The organism is Sphingopyxis sp. CR5 (assembly GCF_059693785.1).
The window spans coordinates 1-15999 of record NZ_JCATIE010000016.1 but is presented as its reverse complement, the minus strand read 5'-3'; the positions used below and the strand labels follow the sequence as shown (position 1 = coordinate 15999).

The 15999-nt window shown below is 66.7% G+C and carries 19 protein-coding genes; 17 read left to right on the top strand and 2 right to left on the bottom strand.

What is annotated here, in order from left to right; all coding sequences use genetic code 11:
- Window positions 1-87 precede the first annotated feature (87 nt).
- The 15 genes from AC58D2_RS19260 (at window position 88) to AC58D2_RS19190 (ending at window position 10874) form a co-directional block, all read left to right on the top strand.
- A complete protein-coding gene (locus AC58D2_RS19260; protein WP_497392662.1) occupies window positions 88-573 on the top strand; it encodes a DUF6878 family protein in 486 nt (161 codons plus the stop codon).
- Between the two features lie 11 nt (window positions 574-584).
- Window positions 585-950 (top strand): DUF6915 family protein, encoded by a 366-nt coding sequence (locus AC58D2_RS19255; protein WP_497392661.1) that lies wholly within the window; start codon window positions 585-587, stop codon window positions 948-950.
- A gap of 128 nt (window positions 951-1078) precedes the next feature.
- A complete protein-coding gene (locus AC58D2_RS19250) occupies window positions 1079-3178 on the top strand; it encodes a ParB/RepB/Spo0J family partition protein (RefSeq protein WP_497392660.1) in 2100 nt (699 codons plus the stop codon).
- Between the two features lie 63 nt (window positions 3179-3241).
- On the top strand, window positions 3242-4282 hold the full coding sequence (locus tag AC58D2_RS19245; protein WP_497392659.1) for a DUF7146 domain-containing protein: 1041 nt from the start codon (window positions 3242-3244) through the stop codon (window positions 4280-4282).
- 312 nt (window positions 4283-4594) lie between these two features.
- Window positions 4595-5506 carry a DUF2493 domain-containing protein gene (locus tag AC58D2_RS19240; protein WP_497392658.1) on the top strand — a complete coding sequence of 304 codons (912 nt, stop codon included), beginning with the start codon at window positions 4595-4597 and terminating at the stop codon, window positions 5504-5506.
- A gap of 245 nt (window positions 5507-5751) precedes the next feature.
- Window positions 5752-5916, top strand: a complete 165-nt coding sequence (locus AC58D2_RS19235; protein ID WP_497392657.1) for a hypothetical protein — start codon at window positions 5752-5754, stop codon at window positions 5914-5916.
- 130 nt (window positions 5917-6046) lie between these two features.
- Window positions 6047-6448 carry a hypothetical protein gene (locus tag AC58D2_RS19230; RefSeq protein WP_497392656.1) on the top strand — a complete coding sequence of 134 codons (402 nt, stop codon included), beginning with the start codon at window positions 6047-6049 and terminating at the stop codon, window positions 6446-6448.
- A 92-nt stretch (window positions 6449-6540) separates the two neighbouring features.
- On the top strand, window positions 6541-6774 hold the full coding sequence (locus tag AC58D2_RS19225) for an antitoxin (RefSeq protein ID WP_497392655.1): 234 nt from the start codon (window positions 6541-6543) through the stop codon (window positions 6772-6774).
- Window positions 6771-7172, top strand: a complete 402-nt coding sequence (locus AC58D2_RS19220) for a type II toxin-antitoxin system VapC family toxin (RefSeq protein ID WP_497392654.1) — start codon at window positions 6771-6773, stop codon at window positions 7170-7172. The genes AC58D2_RS19225 and AC58D2_RS19220 overlap by 4 nt, the downstream gene beginning before the upstream one ends.
- Before the next feature lie 646 nt (window positions 7173-7818).
- Window positions 7819-8145, top strand: a complete 327-nt coding sequence (locus AC58D2_RS19215) for a DUF736 domain-containing protein (protein WP_497392653.1) — start codon at window positions 7819-7821, stop codon at window positions 8143-8145.
- A gap of 188 nt (window positions 8146-8333) precedes the next feature.
- Window positions 8334-8597 (top strand): transcriptional regulator domain-containing protein, encoded by a 264-nt coding sequence (locus AC58D2_RS19210; protein ID WP_497392652.1) that lies wholly within the window; start codon window positions 8334-8336, stop codon window positions 8595-8597.
- Window positions 8598-8652: 55 nt separating this feature from the next.
- A complete protein-coding gene (locus tag AC58D2_RS19205; RefSeq protein ID WP_497392651.1) occupies window positions 8653-9171 on the top strand; it encodes a DNA -binding domain-containing protein in 519 nt (172 codons plus the stop codon).
- 142 nt (window positions 9172-9313) lie between these two features.
- Window positions 9314-9583: a helix-turn-helix transcriptional regulator gene (locus AC58D2_RS19200; RefSeq protein WP_497392650.1), complete on the top strand. Its 270-nt coding sequence runs from the start codon at window positions 9314-9316 to the stop codon at window positions 9581-9583.
- On the top strand, window positions 9580-10167 hold the full coding sequence (locus AC58D2_RS19195; RefSeq protein WP_497392649.1) for a S26 family signal peptidase: 588 nt from the start codon (window positions 9580-9582) through the stop codon (window positions 10165-10167). The genes AC58D2_RS19200 and AC58D2_RS19195 overlap by 4 nt, the downstream gene beginning before the upstream one ends.
- Window positions 10164-10874, top strand: coding sequence for a lytic transglycosylase domain-containing protein (locus AC58D2_RS19190; protein ID WP_497392648.1), 711 nt, complete (start codon window positions 10164-10166; stop codon window positions 10872-10874). The genes AC58D2_RS19195 and AC58D2_RS19190 overlap by 4 nt, the downstream gene beginning before the upstream one ends.
- A gap of 73 nt (window positions 10875-10947) precedes the next feature.
- On the opposite strand, the gene AC58D2_RS19185 is transcribed toward AC58D2_RS19190, so the two are convergent.
- Together AC58D2_RS19185 and AC58D2_RS19180 are read right to left on the bottom strand one after the other, a co-directional pair.
- A complete protein-coding gene (locus AC58D2_RS19185; protein WP_497392647.1) occupies window positions 10948-11202 on the bottom strand; it encodes a conjugal transfer protein TraD in 255 nt (84 codons plus the stop codon).
- A 13-nt stretch (window positions 11203-11215) separates the two neighbouring features.
- Entirely contained in the window at window positions 11216-11509 is a 294-nt protein-coding gene (locus tag AC58D2_RS19180) for a conjugal transfer protein TraD (RefSeq protein ID WP_497392646.1), read from the bottom strand.
- A gap of 184 nt (window positions 11510-11693) precedes the next feature.
- Between AC58D2_RS19180 and traA the strand changes: the two genes are divergently transcribed.
- Together traA and AC58D2_RS19170 are read left to right on the top strand one after the other, a co-directional pair.
- Window positions 11694-14159, top strand: coding sequence for a Ti-type conjugative transfer relaxase TraA (gene traA, locus AC58D2_RS19175; RefSeq protein WP_497392645.1), 2466 nt, complete (start codon window positions 11694-11696; stop codon window positions 14157-14159).
- Window positions 14156-15883, top strand: coding sequence for a type IV secretion system DNA-binding domain-containing protein (locus tag AC58D2_RS19170; RefSeq protein WP_497392644.1), 1728 nt, complete (start codon window positions 14156-14158; stop codon window positions 15881-15883). Before traA ends, AC58D2_RS19170 begins: the two co-directional genes overlap by 4 nt.
- Window positions 15884-15999 lie beyond the last annotated feature (116 nt).

The window sequence follows — 15999 nt, the reverse complement described above, 5'->3', positions numbered from 1 at the left end:
TCCTGAAGGGGGGGGGCCCCCCCCCGCGCCCATGACGGGCTGGAAGCCGCGAGAGAGGCTCGCGGCCGCCCGTCGTGGAGATGTGCCATGACCGATGAAAATCCTACCCCTCCGCCGACGCCGATCCCAGACTCTGCGGATTTCCTGCATCGCTACCGGGCGTTCGAAGCGCGGGCTGCGGAGCTTCACCCTGCCAACAAAGCCGCGTTGTTCGCCGTGCTGCGCGATGCCGATATCTCCAAGGTCGTCGTCCGCTTCGATGGCTATGGCGATAGCGGCCAGATCGAAGAGGTGACGGCGTTCGGCCCGGAGGACGGTGAACGTCCGCTTCCTGCCAGCGAGGTGGAGATCCAGAAGATTTATTTCGGGCAGGACGAACCCGAGACGCTGTCCGAACCGCTCGCCGAGGCGATCGAAACGCTTGCTTACGCCTTTCTCGAATCCACCCACGGCGGCTGGGAGAATAACGAAGGTGCCTTTGGCGAGTTCAGCTTCGAAGTCGCGGCGGGATCGATCACGCTCGACTATAATGAGCGGTACGAGACCTCCGAACATTACAGCCACGAATTCTGACGGAGGGCGCGATGGGACATTGTTATCACCACGCGCTCTCAAGCGTGAAGAAATGGGGTGGGACGGCGGAGGATTATCTGCCGCTTCATCAATGGTTCGACGAGCCGTCGAAGCTGATCACCGCCGACTTCCGGCACCGGGCGCTCCGCCATCATGCCGAGGGCATCTTCATGCTCGAACGCTTCTTCGGACCCGTCATCACCGTCTCGACCGGGCGGATCGTCCCCGTCCGGCTGATCGGCGAGCAGCATGTCGTCGAAGATCTGGGGTTCATCCCGAGCTTCGCCGACTGGGTGCGCTGCATCCGGCCCGAGCCCTGGATGGGCCGGGCGCAGCCGATCCACGCGGCCGTCGATCCGTTCGCAATAGCGGCCTGACCGTCCGGCGTTCCGCCGGGCGCGCGGCCCGGCTTTCTCCTCCCCAGAGGAAGAGGGCTGCGCCGCTCCCATGACGGGTTGGAGGCGAAGAGAGAGAGTCTCTTCGCCGCCCGTCCTGGAGAATGATCATGACGAAACATGTGAAGATCGCCCTGTCGGGCTCGCGGGACATTCCTTTCAACCAGCTGGTACTGAGCCAGGCTAATGTCCGTCGGGTGAAGGCGGGCGTCTCGATCGACGCGCTCGCCGCCGATATCGCGCGGCGCGGCCTCTTGCAGAGCCTCACCGTCCGCGTCCAGCGCGATGAAACTGGCGCCGAGACCGGCAAGTTCGAAGTCCCCGCCGGTGGCCGCCGCTTCCGCGCGCTGCAGGCCCTCATCAAGCAGCGCAAGATGGCGAAAACCGAGGCCGTGCCGTGCATCGTGCGCGAGGACGACACGATCTCGGCCGAGGAAGACTCGCTCGCCGAGAATGTCCACCGCGAGCCGCTGCACCCGCTCGACCAGTTCCGCGCGATGCAGCAGCTTGTCGATCAGGGCACCGACATCGAGACGATCGCCGCCACCTTCATGGTCACCCCCGCGGTGGTGAAGCAGCGGCTGCGCCTCGCATCGGTGTCGCCGAAGCTGCACGCGGTCTATGCCGAGGACGGCATGACGCTCGAACAGCTCATCGCTTTCGCGGTGTCGGAGGATCATGAACGGCAGGAGCAGGTCTGGGAGCAGCTCAAGGGCAGCTACCAGAATGAGGCTTATTATATCCGCCGCAGACTGACCGAGGAGACCGTGCGCGCGTCCGACAAGCGCGTTCGCTTCGTCACCCTCGACGCCTATATCGAAGCTGGCGGCTATGTGCTGCGCGACCTGTTCGAGGAAGACGGCGGCGGCTGGCTGCAGGATGTGGCCTTGCTCGACCGGCTCGTTGACGAGAAACTCAGGGCCGAAGGCGAGCGCATCGGCGCCGAGGGCTGGAAGTGGGTCGCGGTCGCGGTCGACTTCCCGTACGGCCATCGCTTCGACATGCGGCCGATCGACGGTGAGCCGATTTCGCGTACCGCGGAGGAAGACGCCGAACTCGAGTCGCTGCGCGAAGAAGCCGACCGGCTCGAGGATCAATGGGCGGGCGCCGACGACATCCCCGACGAGGTCTCCGACCGCATCACCGCGATCGACGAAGCGATCGCGATGCTCGTCACGCGGCCGCTCGCCTATGATGCCGAGGAGCAGGCGCGCGCCGGCGCCTTCGTCAGCATCGACGTCGATGGTTCGCTCCATGTCGAGCGCGGCTATGTGCGGCCCGAGGACGAACCCGCCGACGAGGCGGAGGAAGGCGAGGACGGCATCGCGTCCGGGGAGGGCGATTCCGTCGACGCCGATCGGGACGGCGTGATCGTCAGCGGCGTGCCCGGCGTCGACGACGCGGCGGACGAGGACGAGCAGGAGGATATGCTCCGCCCGCTTCCCGACCGCCTCGTGACCGAACTCACCGCTTATCGGACGATCGCGCTGCGCGATGCGCTCGCGCGGTCGCCGCAGGTCGCCTTCGCCGCGGTGCTGCACGCCTTCGTGCTCGACACCTTCTACAATTATGCCGGCAGCGACACCTGCTTGCAGGTCTCGATCCGCTCTCCCTATCTTGGCGCGCATGCGTCGGGTCTCGGCGACTGCGCGGCGGCGAAGGCGGTCGATGCGCGGCACGAAAGCTGGTCCGAGCGACTGCCGGATTCGCCGGGCGACCTCTGGCATATGCTCGCCGCGCTCGACGCCGACGAACAGGCGGCGCTGTTCGCGCATTGCGCCTCGTGCGGCGTCAATGCGCTGTGGGAAGCGGCGACGCGCTATAATCAGGGCAGCGTCTCCGAGCGCACGGTTGCGGGTCGGATCGCGCACTCGCATATCCTCGCGCGCGGGGTCGGGCTCGATATGGTCGCGGCAGGCTGGAACCCGACGGTCGACAATTATCTCGGCCGCGTGACCAAGCCGCACATCCTCGCCGCGGTCGAGGAGGCGCGTGGGGCTGAGGCGGCCCAGCGCATCGACGGACTCAAGAAGCCCGAGATGGCGAAGGCGGCGGAGGAGATGCTCGCGGGCAGCGGCTGGCTCGCCGAGCCGCTGCGCACGCCGGTCGTCGAGGCGGCGGCGAACGACGGTGAACAGGCCATCGACGCCGAGGCCGGTCCCGGCGACGATGGGACGGGCGACGCGGACTTCGCGGTCGCGGCCGAATAGCAACTGGCATTCCATCGGGGTCCGCCCACGCGGCGGACCCCATTTTTCGTCAAGGGAGCGCTTATGGCTTCAGCCGCATCCGAGCTCGCGCGTGCTCTCGCCCGCAGGGCCGAAGCCGTCTGCCGCCATTATCTTCGCGAAGGCCGCCGCGCGGGGCAATATTGGACGGTGGGCGACGTCCACGGGTCGCCGGGCCGCAGTCTCTATGTGCGGCTGAAGGGCGGCGATCATGGCCGTGGTGCCGCGGGCAAATGGACCGATGCTGCGACGGGCGAGCATGGCGACCTGCTTGACCTCATCGCGCTGAATCAGGGGCACGCCCGGCTCGCCGATACGCTCGAAGAGGCGCGCCGCTTTCTCGCCCTACCGCAACCGGCAGATAATTATGATCCGCAAGACCCGCCCGCGCCGCGCGGGTCGCGCAAGGCGGCGCGCCGCCTGTTCGCGGCGTCGCGCCCGATCGCGGGCACGCTCGCCGAATCCTATCTCCTGCGGCGCGGCGTCGCAAATGTGCGCGGAGAATGCTGGCTGCGCTACCATCCGCGCTGCTGGTATCGGCCGAATGCCGACGATGCTCCCGGCACGCCCAAAGCATTCCCGGCCCTGATCGCCGCTGTCACCGACGAGGACGGCACGATCACAGGCGTTCACCGCACCTGGATTGATGCCGCGAACCTCGACAAGGCGCCGGTGGCAACCCCGCGCCGCGCGATGGGGGATCTTCTGGGCCACGGGGTGCGCTTCGGCACGGCCGGTCCCGTGATGGCCGCGGGCGAAGGCCTCGAAACCATCCTCTCGCTGCGCGGGCCGATGCCGACGCTGCCGATGATCGCGGCGCTGTCGGGAGCGCATCTCGCCGCCCTTGCATGGCCGGCGCCGCTGCGACGCCTCTATGTCGTGCGCGATGCCGATCCTTCGGGTGATGCCGCTTGGTCGGCGTTGGTCGCCCGCGGCGCAAAGGACGGGATCGAGATCTTGCCGCTCGTGCCCCCGACGGGAAGCGACTTCAACGACGCGCTCCTCGCGGTCGGCCACGACGGGCTTGTGACCGCGCTCACCGACCAACTGACGGCGGACGACGCCAACCGCTTTCTCGTCACCTGATCGGGTCATGCCCGCGGTCTGGAGAGCCGAACGGGGTCTGGGCCTTTAAGAGGGGCGATCTGGCAGCGGCGCCCTGCCGCCGCAACGGGGCGCGGCGACTATTTTCCGCCGCTCGCAGCCTGCGGCTCGCTCGCTTTGCAGCGCGAAACAAAATAGCCGCCGTGCCCCGCCCTCCGCTTCGCTTCGGCCCCGGAGCGACGAGTGGTCATGATCGTCATCGTCCGACGGGGTGCGCCGCCAGCCCGCCGCTGCCGTCCGGATCGCCCGCAAGGCCCGCCGAACCCCGTGCGGGTCGAGACGACGGAGACGATCATGACCCACGATGATGACGATATTCCCCAATCGGGCGCGACCGCCCACTTGCTCGATGAACTCGCGATGCACGGCTACCGGCCCTTTGAGGACGAGCCCGATCCGCGCCCGCTACCCGAAGCGCGAATGGCATCCGGCGCGATCGCCGACATGTTCGACGCGATGGTCGCGACGCTTCAGGATACCAGGCTCGAGCCCGATCTGGACAATCTGCTCTGGGCGATCGGTAATATCTTCCACCGCGCCGGCGAGCGCATCGAACGCGAGCTCGACGACAATGAACAGGTGCAGCGCCGCTCGGTCCGCGAACAGGACGGGTCCGAGGTCAAATCGGTCGAACTCGAGACGCTGCTGCGCGAAGGCACGAGCCTGATCGAACGGCGCGATGCCATGGAGTTCTTCCGCGACTGCGCCGCCGATCAATATCGCATCCATATCGGCAAGCCCTGGACCCCGCGCAGCGGATCATTGGTCAACCGCAAGGCGCTGACCGCCAGCATGATCGACAGCCGCGACTATATCGCGGCGCGCAAGCGCGCCGACCGGGAGGTCCTTGTTCCCGAGGGAACGAAGATCGCCATTACCGGCGGCGCCGACTATCAGGACCACGCGCGTATCTGGGCGGCGCTCGACAAGGTCTTTGCGCGCTATCCCGACATGGTCCTGCTGCACGGAGGAACCCCGGGCGGCGCGGAGCATATCGCCAACTGCTGGGCGCGCACCCGCAAGGTCGCCGCGATCACCTTCCGGCCCGACTGGAATCGCCACGCCAAGGCAGCGCCTTTCAAGCGCAACGACCGGCTGCTCGAACAATTGCCCGCGGGCGTCCTCCATTTTCCGGGCACGGGCATCAGCGCCAATCTCGCCGACAAGGCGCGGAAGATGGGAATCAAGGTCTGGCGGTTCGAATGAGCCGCACACTGCGCATCCGTGCATGTCGCCCCCAATCCCGGAGCGGGGCCATCCCCGCTCTTGGAAGGCGCATGTCCTGGCCGGCCTCCGGCCTCATCCGATCAACCCGCAGGGGGTCCGCTATGCGCGCGCGCATGCGGTCGCGGGACCGTGCTGGCCCTCGCGATGATCGCGGCCGGAAGGCCGGCAGCGTCGGCGCCTGTCGAGCGGGGATGGCCTCGCTCCTTCGGACAGGAGCCAAACCCATGTCGCTCGAAGCCGCACAGCGTTACGCCTGGAGCCTCGCCTGCAGCCTCAAGGTCGTCATCCTCCTCATCCTCACCGACAGCGGATATGCGGTGATGCCGAGCGACGATTATGACGGCGACCCCAACCGGATCGTCTCCGAATATTATGTTTTCGCTTCTTGAGCGCGCGGGGTGTTTGTACCGAACGCTGTCCGTTCGATCTTATCGCGCCGCTCAAAATATCCTATGATGCCGATGCGCGACGGTGGCTGGTGGATGCGCGTCCGATCCCTTTTGCAAAGGAGATGACGCCATGGCGATTACCTTGCCGTTGACCCTGCTCGGCCTTGGCCTGCTGATTTACTATCTCTCCGGCTTCGCGACGCACGCGTTGCCGATCGCCCTCGGTCTGGCCGCTGGCTTCGCTGCGGCCACCCTTGGCTTTTCGACGCCGGTGGCCGTGCTCGTTGGAGCGGCCTCCATGTTCGTCGCGATTGCAGGCGGCCACTTCGCCGGCCTCACCGTACGCGGCTCGCTGGAGCGCGGGTTGCTGATCGCGATCTTCGCCTTTCCCGCCGCGGTAGCGGGCGGCCTGCTCGGCTGCGCGCTCGCGAACCTCGCCGGCTTTGCCGGTCTCGCGCTCGCCGCGGCGCTGCTCGCCGGCCTCGCCTGCGGCATCGTCGCGGCCAATCGGCTCGTGGCACGGGCTTACTGATCCGTCTTATCCGACATGGGACCGCACCGTCGGTCTTGAATCTGCCCACCACATGGCATATGCTATGGTATATGCCAAGGAGTGAGATTGCGATGGGCGCCGAACGTCATGTTAAATTGTTCAAGAACGGCCGCAGCCAGGCGGTGCGGATTCCGCGCGAGTTCGAACTGCCGGGCGAGGATGCGATCATGCGCAAGGAGAATGGCAGGATCGTGATCGAGGCGGCGCCGCCCCGGTCGCTGCTCGCGCTGCTCGCCTCGCTCGAGCCGATCGATGAAAGCTTCCCCGAGATCGACGATCCCAAGCCCGAGCCCGTCAATCTGTGAACCAATATCTGCTCGATACCAATATCCTGTCGTCACTCGTCCGCGATCCGCATGGATCGGTAGCGCGGCGCATTGCTGGGGTCGGCGAGCAGATGGTCGCGACAAGCATCGTCTGCGCGGCCGAACTTCGGTTCGGGGCGCGTAAGAAAGGATCGGCGCGGTTGACCGCCCAGGTCGAGGCCATACTCGATATCCTGCCGGTACTTGCCCTCGAGCCGCCCGCCGATGCGCGATACGCGGAACTTCGCACCGATCTCGAGCGCCGCGGCACGCCGATCGGCGGCAATGACATGTTGATCGCGGCGCACGCGCTCACGATCGATGCCATCCTCGTCACCGACAATGTCCGCGAATTTGCGCGCGTCGCATCGCTCAAGGTCGAGAACTGGCTGGAATAAAGGCCACACGCGTTGCGTCCTCGCAAAGCCCCGCCCGGAATGGTCCTGGCGGGGCTTTCGTTTGGCATCATCGACCATAACCTAGACGAAGCGACAGGAAAGCGGTGAGGTGGCCACCTCGCGTTTGAAAGGCTGCGAGCAAAACCGATCGCTCGGCACGCGCTCGATCATCCGGTACGTCGCGGACGTCCGAGGGCTGCGCCGCGGTCCGCTCGCAGGCCGGGAATCCCGCCCCTTGAGGTGCGGATTCGCTCTTCGGGCGTCGGGAATGGCTGTGAGAACCCCGCCTTAATTTAACCGGGGCTAGCCATCTCTAAGCTCGTTCGCGGTCCGATCTGGACTGGTTCCGAATGCCCGCCATGTCTCCTGCTGGGTTGACCTGGGCTGCGCGACCATCACGGCCTCTCCCGGATGGCTTGATGACCGAAACCGGCTTCGCCTCTGCCGCTCGGGGCCGCAACAGCTTGGGCGCGCTTTTTTCCCCGGACGGCCTTGCCGTCCTCCTCGCGAGGCAAAAAAGCGCGCCCGCCGCTGTCCAGCGCTTCGCTCGGGTCCTCTGGACTGCAGCCGCGGCAGCCCCGGTCATGTCCCAAGCCATCGAGGCCGCGATGGTCGCGCACCTCGAGATCAGGACAGGAGACTTATCATGGCCACCATCGGCACCTTCAAGAAGACCGCCAACGGCGAGTTCGTCGGCGACATCACCACCCTCAGCGTCCAGGCCAAGGGCGTCCGCATCGTTCCCGACAGCAGTGCCGTCAGCGAAAACGCTCCTTCGCACCGGGTCATGGTCGGCCGCGCCGAGATCGGCGCCGCCTGGACCAAGCAGTCGAACGAAGGTCGCGATTATCTGGGCCTCAAGCTCGACGATCCGAGCTTCACCGCTCCGATCTACGCCAACCTCTTCGACGACGAGGGCGGCGAGACCTACAACCTCATCTGGTCGCGCCCGAGCCGCCGTAACGGCGATTGAGCCGAGGCTCACCGCAGCCCCGCCCGGAACCCTCCGGGCGGGGCCTTGCCTTGCTCGGCTGCGCTCATTGTCGAACATTTCCAGCAATTTGAATGAAGCACTGGCTTCAACCGCTTTCAGCCCGGCCCGCATTGACGACCGACTCCTCTACGCCATGATCGGGCGCGAGGGGCATCGAGGAGGTTCGGATGCCGGGTTATCATCGCTTTCGCCTGCCCGAGGCCTATCGGGTACTGATTCCATTGACGGCGCGCGATTTCGCGTGGGAATGGCTGCGGCGCAATCCCGATTTTCGCGCGCTCTGGGATCCCGCCAGGCCTGCCGCGCGGCACGCAACCCGGGTCGCCGTGGATGCGGCTCGCCGATCGCGCCGCCCGCTCGTCGATCTCCCGCTCCATCCGCTGGCACGGAGGTGGTCCCATTGGGGCCTCTGCTTTCGCGCCGTCGCCTGACATACCCGCGAGCGATCGCCCGCCGGTCGTTTGGCACCCGTCGGTCGATGCCGCGATGCTGACCGTCGTCCGGCCCGTGCCATGGGCACGGCGGCTCGGTGATCTTCGCTTCCGGCCCGACCAATGGGGCGACCGGTTGATCCGCATCGCCGCGCCCGGCGGCACTGCGCTGCTCCTGCGCCGCCACGGCGCGCCCGAACTGGCGCTCTGGCTACCCGCCGGGCTCGAGCCCGAACCGGGCGGCGCCTTGGGCCTTTACCTCCATCCCGATCGTCATCATGCCGACCGGGTGCGCGTGGCGTCGCAGTTCCGCCGCGCGATCGGACTCGGGCCGCCGCTTCGCACGGCGCCCTTCGCCCATGCCCATCGCCATGCCGCGATGCTTTATATCCACGATCGCCAAGCGGACGGCGCGTCGCTCCGCGACATTGCCGCCGAACTACTCGACCCGATGCCGGACGATTGGCGGTCGAGTTCGGAGCGCGCCGATCTCCGCCGCCTCGCCGAGACGGCATCGTCGCTGGTCGCCGGCGGATACAGGTCGCTGCTCGCATCGTCACGCGGCCGATCCTAGCGCGCTCGCGTGCTCTGCCCGTGGCCGGAATCGGCGTCCTCCCTTTCCGGCCACCACGGCCCTCCTTTTCGCGCCGATGATCGCCGGGTCCGCGCGGACGCCCCACCAGGGCCGCGCCCAACTCAGGCGAAGGAGCTTCGGCATGGCCGACATCATCAAGGACACGCGCTATCTCAGAACCAAGGAGGCCGCCCATTATGTCGGCCTCTCGGCGCGCACGCTCGAAAAGCATCGCACCTATGGAACCGGCCCTGCCTATCGCAAGGTCGGCGGGCGCGTCCTCTACACACTCGAGGACCTGCGCGCCTGGGCCGATCGCGGCGCCTGCGCGTCGACGTCCGACCCGAACAATGGCAGCGTCCCGCCCGCCGTGCGGCGCCGCGACGATCCGGCTCAGGGGCGCGGGCGATGATGGGTCGCCCATCGGCTTCGCGATCCGGTCAGTCGGCTGAAACGCGGAAGCCGCCCGAACCGAAAATGCGCCACTGCTCCCCGCGCCGTGCACCGCTGCTCCTCGTGGGCGGCGCGGTCGCGGCGCTTCTCCTTCCGGCCCTACACGCGATGCCGCTTCGCCTCGTCTGGAATGCTTCGGCGAGCGTGCCGGTCGGCCTTTACCGGATCGAGCCGTCCGCCAACATCGGTGTCGGCGACCTGGTGCTGGTACGCCCGTCGCCGGCACTCGAACGGCTGATGGCCGAGCGGCGCTATGTCGAGCGCGGCGTACCGCTGCTCAAGCCCGTCGCAGCGGTCGCGGGCGCGACCGTCTGCCGGACTGGGCATAGCGTCATCATCGATGACCTTGCCGCCGCGCTTGCGTTACCGAACGACCAACTCGGCCGTCCGCTGCCGCGTTGGTCAGGCTGTCGCCGCCTTCGCTCGGGCGAATTCTTCCTGATCGCGCCGGCGAGCGCGGCGTCGTTTGACAGCCGCTATTTCGGACCGGTCACGCGTGCGCAGATCATCGGCCGCGCCAAGCTCGTCTGGACTTGGCGATGAGCGCCTCGCTTCGCATCGCGCTTGCCGTCGCCGCGCTGGCACCGGCGAGCATTTCGGCCGCGCCGACCGGCGTGATGCCGCACGACGCAAGCGCCTGTGCGCATCATGCGCCCGAAGCGGCGCGGCGCTCCGGTCTGTCCGCCGACATCATCCTCCGCGTCATGCATGCCGAGAGCCGCGGCCGCCCGCGTGCGATCTCGCCGAAGGGCGCGATGGGCTGCATGCAGATCATGCCGCCGACCTGGACCTATCTGACCCGGCGCTATGGCCTCGGCCGCGATCCATGGCATGCGCGAATGAACATGATCGGCGGTGCGCTTTACCTCGCCGAACTGGTGCGCCAGTTCGGAATGCCGGGCGCTTATTCGGCCTATAATGCCGGGCCGGGCCGTTACCGACGCCATGTGCGCGATGGTGTTCCGCTCCCCGTCGAGACTGTCGCTTATGCCGCCGCGCTGACCGGCAAGGCGCCGCCGCGCGCGCCATCATATGCACAGGCGGACCGGGCTCCAACGACACGCTGGCAGGAAGCCGGATTGTTCATGCCCGCGCTCCGGACTCAGGCGGCGCAGCCGTCGCGATCGGTCGAAGCCGACGGCGATGCAGAAGACGGCGCGCAATCACGGTCGTCGTATGGGCTGTTTCCGCTGACAGCGTCGACCCAATTGACGGAAACGGCCCGACGCAGCGAAGTCAGAAGCGATTGATGCACGCGCGAGCGAACTGCGCGCACCCGGTCTGGGGCCGGCGTCATTCCCTGTCGCCGGTTCCATTTTTCAATCACCGATCTTTGTGCATGATGCCGCCGAATTTCTCGCGTGCGGCAGCTTCGGCTTCTTCAGCGAATGCTCGCGCGCCGCGTCGGCGCATCAGTAGCTTGATCTGTTCGCCGTCAGACCCGCGCATCCGCTGCGCTATGTCGAGGAACGCGCCATACAGCATCGCGCGATCATCGTCGGCGACTTCCACCAGCCCGGCCTTCTGCACGAGGCCGCCGAGTTCGATTAGATGTCTGGTGCGCTCGCGCCGCGCCACGACCCAGGCCCTGTTATCCGTTCGCGCTTTCGCCGCTTCGATCCGGTGGAGCGCTTGCCGCAGCCGCTTTGCTGCCCGCCCCGTTTCTACGAGCGCCGCGCGTGCGGCTGTTCTTGCGAAAAAAGTCCGCGCCGCGCCTTCGCCAATCGGCGATGCGGGCCTTGTCGCTTTCGGCCACCGCCGCGAGCAGCGCACCCGCCAGCACGTCGGGATCGAGCGCGCCGGCGCCGGTGGCTTCGACCAGTTCGCCGAATTGCTGCACCTTGCGCTGTTGCAGTTGTTTTGCGCGCTCGGCGAGCGCCTTCAACTCCGCATCATAATCCCGAACCTTTCGCATTGTCGCATCTCCTGATCGCGTGGTGATGTTGGCGAAGTGGCCTGCGTGACCCTCCGTTCAATGCCGAAAATCTCTCCGTAGCGCTCCAGCGTAGGAGCGCGCGCTTATACGTCGTACCGACATCGCGGGACCTCGGCCTACAATCGGCCCCATCATGGCGATCTACCATTTCTCGGCAAAGATGATCGGACGCGGCGCGGGGCGAAGCGCGGTCGCCGCGGCCGCCTACCGCGCCGCCGAGCGGCTCCATGACGAGCGGCTGGGACGCGCGCATGATTTCACTAACAAGGCAGGCGTCGTTCATAGCGAAGTGATGCTCCCGCAAGGGGCGCCCGAGCGTCTGCGCGACCGGGCAACGCTCTGGAATGAGGTCGAGGCGGTCGAGAAGCGCAAGGACGCGCAACTCGCGCGCGAGGTCGAATTCGCAATCCCGCGCGAGATGTCGCAAGAACAGGGCATCGCGCTCGCCCGCGAGTTCGTCGAGCGCGAATTTGTCGACCGCGGCATGATCGCCGATCTCAATATCCATTGGGATATCGGCGCCGACGGCGAGGCCAAACCGCACGCCCATGTCATGCTGACGTTGCGCGAGGTTGGGGGCGAGGGCTTCGGCGCCAAAGTGCGCGAATGGAATGCGACCGCGCTGCTTCAGCATTGGCGCGCGGCCTGGGCGGAGCATGTCAACGATCGCTGCGCTGACCTCGGTATCGAAGCGCGGATCGATCATCGCAGCTATGCCGACCAGGGCATCGCGCTCGAACCGCAGCACAAGATCGGCGCCGCCGCGGCACGGCGCGAAGCGAAGGGCGAAGAGGCCGAACGCGCCGGCGATCATCGCGCGATCGCGCGAGCCAATGGCGCTGCGATCATCGCCGATCCTGCTGTCGGTCTCGAAGCGCTGACACGCACGCAGGCGACCTTCACCCGGCGCGACCTTGCGATGTTCGCGCATCGTCAATCGGACGGCATTGAGCAGTTCGACGCGGTGTTCGCGGCGATGCGCGCGTCGGATGCGCTGCTCGCGCTCGGCCGCGATGGACGCGGGCAGGAGCGCTTCACGACGGCTTCCATGCTCCAGACTGAGCAGGCGCTGATGAGGAGCGCCGACGCGCTGGCGGTTTCATCGCATCGGATCGACAGGATCGAGGTCGAAATTGCCGCGATGAGGATCGCCCATGCGCGCGGCCTTTGGCTCGGCGCCGAGCAGCGGCGCGCGCTGGATCATGTGACGCGGGATAGCGGGCTCAGCCTTGTCGTCGGCTATGCGGGCGCCGGCAAGTCGGCGATGCTCGGAGTTGCGCGCGAAGCATGGGAGGCTGCGGGCTATCAGGTTCGCGGCGCGGCGCTCTCGGGTATTGCGGCCGAGAATCTCGAAAGCGGATCGGGCATCGCCTCGCGCACGATCGCGAGCTTCGAACATGGCTGGGCGCGCGGATCTGACCGGCTGACAGCGCGCGATGTCCTTGTCATCGACGAGGCCGCGATGGTCGGCACCCGCCAGTTAGGGCGTGTGTTCGCCGAAGCCGAGGGTGCGGGCGCCAAGCTCGTGCTCGTGGGCGACGTTCAGCAACTTCAGGCGATCGAGGCGGGCGCGGCGTTCCGACTGCTCGCCGAGCGCCACGGTGCCGCCGAGATCGGCGAGGTGCGCCGGCAGGAAAGCGAATGGATGCGCGCGGCAACGCGCGACCTCGCCAACGGCAGAGTCGGGGAGGCGCTTGCCGCCTATGCCGATGCCGGCATGGTGCATAGCGCCGATACGCGTGACGCGGCGCGCGCGGCGCTGGTCGACCGCTGGGACGCCGAACGCCGCGCCCATCCCGGCGCCTCGCGCATCATCCTCACCCATTTGAACAAGGAGGTCGAAATGCTCAACCGAGCGGCGCGCGAACGGCTCATCGCACAGGGCGAACTGGGCGAGGAGGTGGGCGTGCGGACCGAACGCGGCCTCCGCCAATTTGCCGAGCATGACCGCATTCTCTTCCTGCGCAACGAGCGCGAGCTTGGGGTGAAGAACGGTTCGCTCGGCACCGTCGAAAAGGCGGCGAGCGACCGGCTCGAAGTGCGGCTCGACGACGGCAGGCGCGTCGCGCTCGACCTCAAATCCTATGCCGATATCGATCACGGCTATGCGGCGACGGTCCACAAGACGCAGGGCATGACGGTCGACCGCACCCATATCCTTGCGACGCCCGGGCTCGACGCGCACAGCGCCTATGTCGCACTCAGCCGGCATCGCAGCGGCACATCGCTCCATTATGGGCGTGACGATTTTGCCGGTGAACATGCGCTGCGCCGCGCGCTCGGCCGCGAGCGGCCGAAGGACATGGCGCTCGATTATGGTGATGGGGCTGGAAAGGGAGGTCGAGCCGCGCGCGATCCTGTGCGGCAGGCGGAGCCGACGAAGGGCGCCGCGGCGGACAAGGCGGCAGCGCGCGACAACTCCGCCGACCAATCCCCCACACAATCGGATCGCGCGCGCCGCCTTCGCGAAATGGTTGCCGCGCGTGCCGTCGCCCCTAAACCCACCGCGGAATCCATACGCGAGGCGCTCGCCAAGGCAGCCGAGACCGTCACCGGCCGTGCGCGCGGGCGCGAGCGCGACAATGGAGCCGAGCTATGATGGGCGACATGTCCGGTGGACACGGATCCAATGCTGGCGTCCAGGGCGTGGCGTTCGCCGCGGCGTGGATAGCGATCTTCGCATGCTGGCCGCTCGTGCGGACACTGATCCCGGTCGAGAGCCAGTTCGCCTTTGCCGATCTCGTTCGCGAGCATTGGGCGCATCGTGAGGCGCTCGAACCTTGGCTTGGCCGACGATGGGCCTGGCTCGCGCTGCATCGCTATCCGCTCTGGTTTACGCTTGCCATGCTGCCCGGCATCGTCGCCATTGCCATCGTTCAGGGGATCGGCAAGCGGACTACCTGGCCGTTGCTGCTTGCGCCGCTGGGTTGGCTCGGCGGCGGCGGTATCGGCTATTTGCTCTACCACGACTTCCAGGGTATCAGCTGGCCGGCGGCGGTGATGATGCCCGCGACCTTCGCCTTTCTCGGTGGCGCAATCGGTGCGCGGCTCGCGGCGATGCCGCGGCGGACCCGCCATATCCGCGGTACGAAAATCAGGACATTCCGTTTCGGACGGCTCTGGCGTCTCTGGGCGCGGGCAACCGGCCGCGTCACCCTCGCGGGCGTTCCCCTCAGCCGCGAGGATGAAACCATGCATGTCGCCGCGATCGGCGCGACGGGCTCGGGCAAGTCGACCGCGCTGCGCGCGCTGATGTCCGACGCCATGCTGCGCGGCGACCGTCATATCGTCGCCGATCCCGAGAGCACCGCGATGGACTTATTCCGCAAGGAAGGCGACATCATCCTCAATCCCTTCCACCCCGACTGCGCGCGTTGGGATCTGCTCGCCGAAATCGAAGCGCCGAGCGATTATGCCTTTCTCGCCGCTTCGCTGCTTCCGCACCTCGGGCGCGGGGATCAGGACCAGTGGATCACCTATGCCCAGCAATTGCTCGCCGGCGCGCTCGAGACATTCGTAACGCTCGCCCTCGGCGGCTCGGACGAGTTCGCCTCGATGATGGGAGGCGGCAAGGTCGATGAATTGCAAGCGCTCTGCGCGGGGACGCCGGCATCGCGCTATTTCGAGCCCGGCGGCGAGCGCATGCTCGCCAGCATATTGGGAACGCTCGCGCCCGCCATCGGGCATCTGCGGATGATTGCCTCGGCCAAGGGAACTCCCTTCTCGGTTCGGCGGTGGATACGCGAAGGCCAAGGCTCGCTCTGGATACCCTATTCTGCCAACCAGATCGCGGCATTGCGCGGGCTTGCCTCCTGCTGGATGAATATCGCCATCCTCGAAACCCTGTCGCTCGAACCGTCGACCGAGCGACGGATATGGTTTCATGTCGACGAACTCGATGCGCTGGGCCGGATTGAGGGGCTGCAGCATGCCCAGGCGCGGCTCAGGAAGTTCGGGGGGTGCGTCGCAATCGGGTTCCAGTCCTTTGCGCAGGTGAAACAGGTCTATGGCGAGGGTGCGCAGACCATAATTGAAAACTGCGGAAACTTGCTCCTGCTCCGGGCGGGCGCCAGTGAGGATGGTGGCACTGCCAAGCTGGCATCCGATCTGATCGGCGATCGCGAGGTCGAGCGCGATGATATCAACTGCTCGCGAACGCGCGGGAGGTATGCGACACTTTCGATGTCATTGCAGACAAAACGCTCCATGGAAAATCTGGCGCTCACTAGCGAAATCAATCAGCTGGAGAATCTTGAAGGCTTTGCAAGCCGCGCGGCTCGACCGGGGTGGGTACGCGTGCGAATTCCAAAGCCGTCTTGCTAGGCTTCGTGGACAAAGCTTGACTGTGGACTCGGACCTTGATTCAAGGCTGGCTTTTGGAGGCTGCCTTGGGCGAGCGGATTGGCGTTACAGACGAAGAATGGGAAGTGATCGGGCCG

What these genes read in the sequence shown, in the direction of transcription:
- AC58D2_RS19235 (WP_497392657.1), top strand. Translation starts at nt 5,752, where the DNA reads ATGTCGCTCGAAGCCGCACAGCGTTACGCCTGGAGCCTCGCCTGCAGC.
- AC58D2_RS19230 (WP_497392656.1), top strand. Translation starts at nt 6,047, where the DNA reads ATGGCGATTACCTTGCCGTTGACCCTGCTCGGCCTTGGCCTGCTGATT.
- AC58D2_RS19225 (WP_497392655.1), top strand. Translation starts at nt 6,541, where the DNA reads ATGGGCGCCGAACGTCATGTTAAATTGTTCAAGAACGGCCGCAGCCAG.
- AC58D2_RS19195 (WP_497392649.1), top strand. Translation starts at nt 9,580, where the DNA reads ATGATGGGTCGCCCATCGGCTTCGCGATCCGGTCAGTCGGCTGAAACG.
- AC58D2_RS19190 (WP_497392648.1), top strand. Translation starts at nt 10,164, where the DNA reads ATGAGCGCCTCGCTTCGCATCGCGCTTGCCGTCGCCGCGCTGGCACCG.
- AC58D2_RS19255 (WP_497392661.1), top strand. Translation starts at nt 585, where the DNA reads ATGGGACATTGTTATCACCACGCGCTCTCAAGCGTGAAGAAATGGGGT.
- AC58D2_RS19250 (WP_497392660.1), top strand. Translation starts at nt 1,079, where the DNA reads ATGACGAAACATGTGAAGATCGCCCTGTCGGGCTCGCGGGACATTCCT.
- AC58D2_RS19170 (WP_497392644.1), top strand. Translation starts at nt 14,156, where the DNA reads ATGATGGGCGACATGTCCGGTGGACACGGATCCAATGCTGGCGTCCAG.
- traA (WP_497392645.1), top strand. Translation starts at nt 11,694, where the DNA reads ATGGCGATCTACCATTTCTCGGCAAAGATGATCGGACGCGGCGCGGGG.
- AC58D2_RS19205 (WP_497392651.1), top strand. Translation starts at nt 8,653, where the DNA reads ATGCTGACCGTCGTCCGGCCCGTGCCATGGGCACGGCGGCTCGGTGAT.
- AC58D2_RS19215 (WP_497392653.1), top strand. Translation starts at nt 7,819, where the DNA reads ATGGCCACCATCGGCACCTTCAAGAAGACCGCCAACGGCGAGTTCGTC.
- AC58D2_RS19245 (WP_497392659.1), top strand. Translation starts at nt 3,242, where the DNA reads ATGGCTTCAGCCGCATCCGAGCTCGCGCGTGCTCTCGCCCGCAGGGCC.
- AC58D2_RS19240 (WP_497392658.1), top strand. Translation starts at nt 4,595, where the DNA reads ATGACCCACGATGATGACGATATTCCCCAATCGGGCGCGACCGCCCAC.
- AC58D2_RS19260 (WP_497392662.1), top strand. Translation starts at nt 88, where the DNA reads ATGACCGATGAAAATCCTACCCCTCCGCCGACGCCGATCCCAGACTCT.
- AC58D2_RS19200 (WP_497392650.1), top strand. Translation starts at nt 9,314, where the DNA reads ATGGCCGACATCATCAAGGACACGCGCTATCTCAGAACCAAGGAGGCC.
- AC58D2_RS19210 (WP_497392652.1), top strand. Translation starts at nt 8,334, where the DNA reads ATGCCGGGTTATCATCGCTTTCGCCTGCCCGAGGCCTATCGGGTACTG.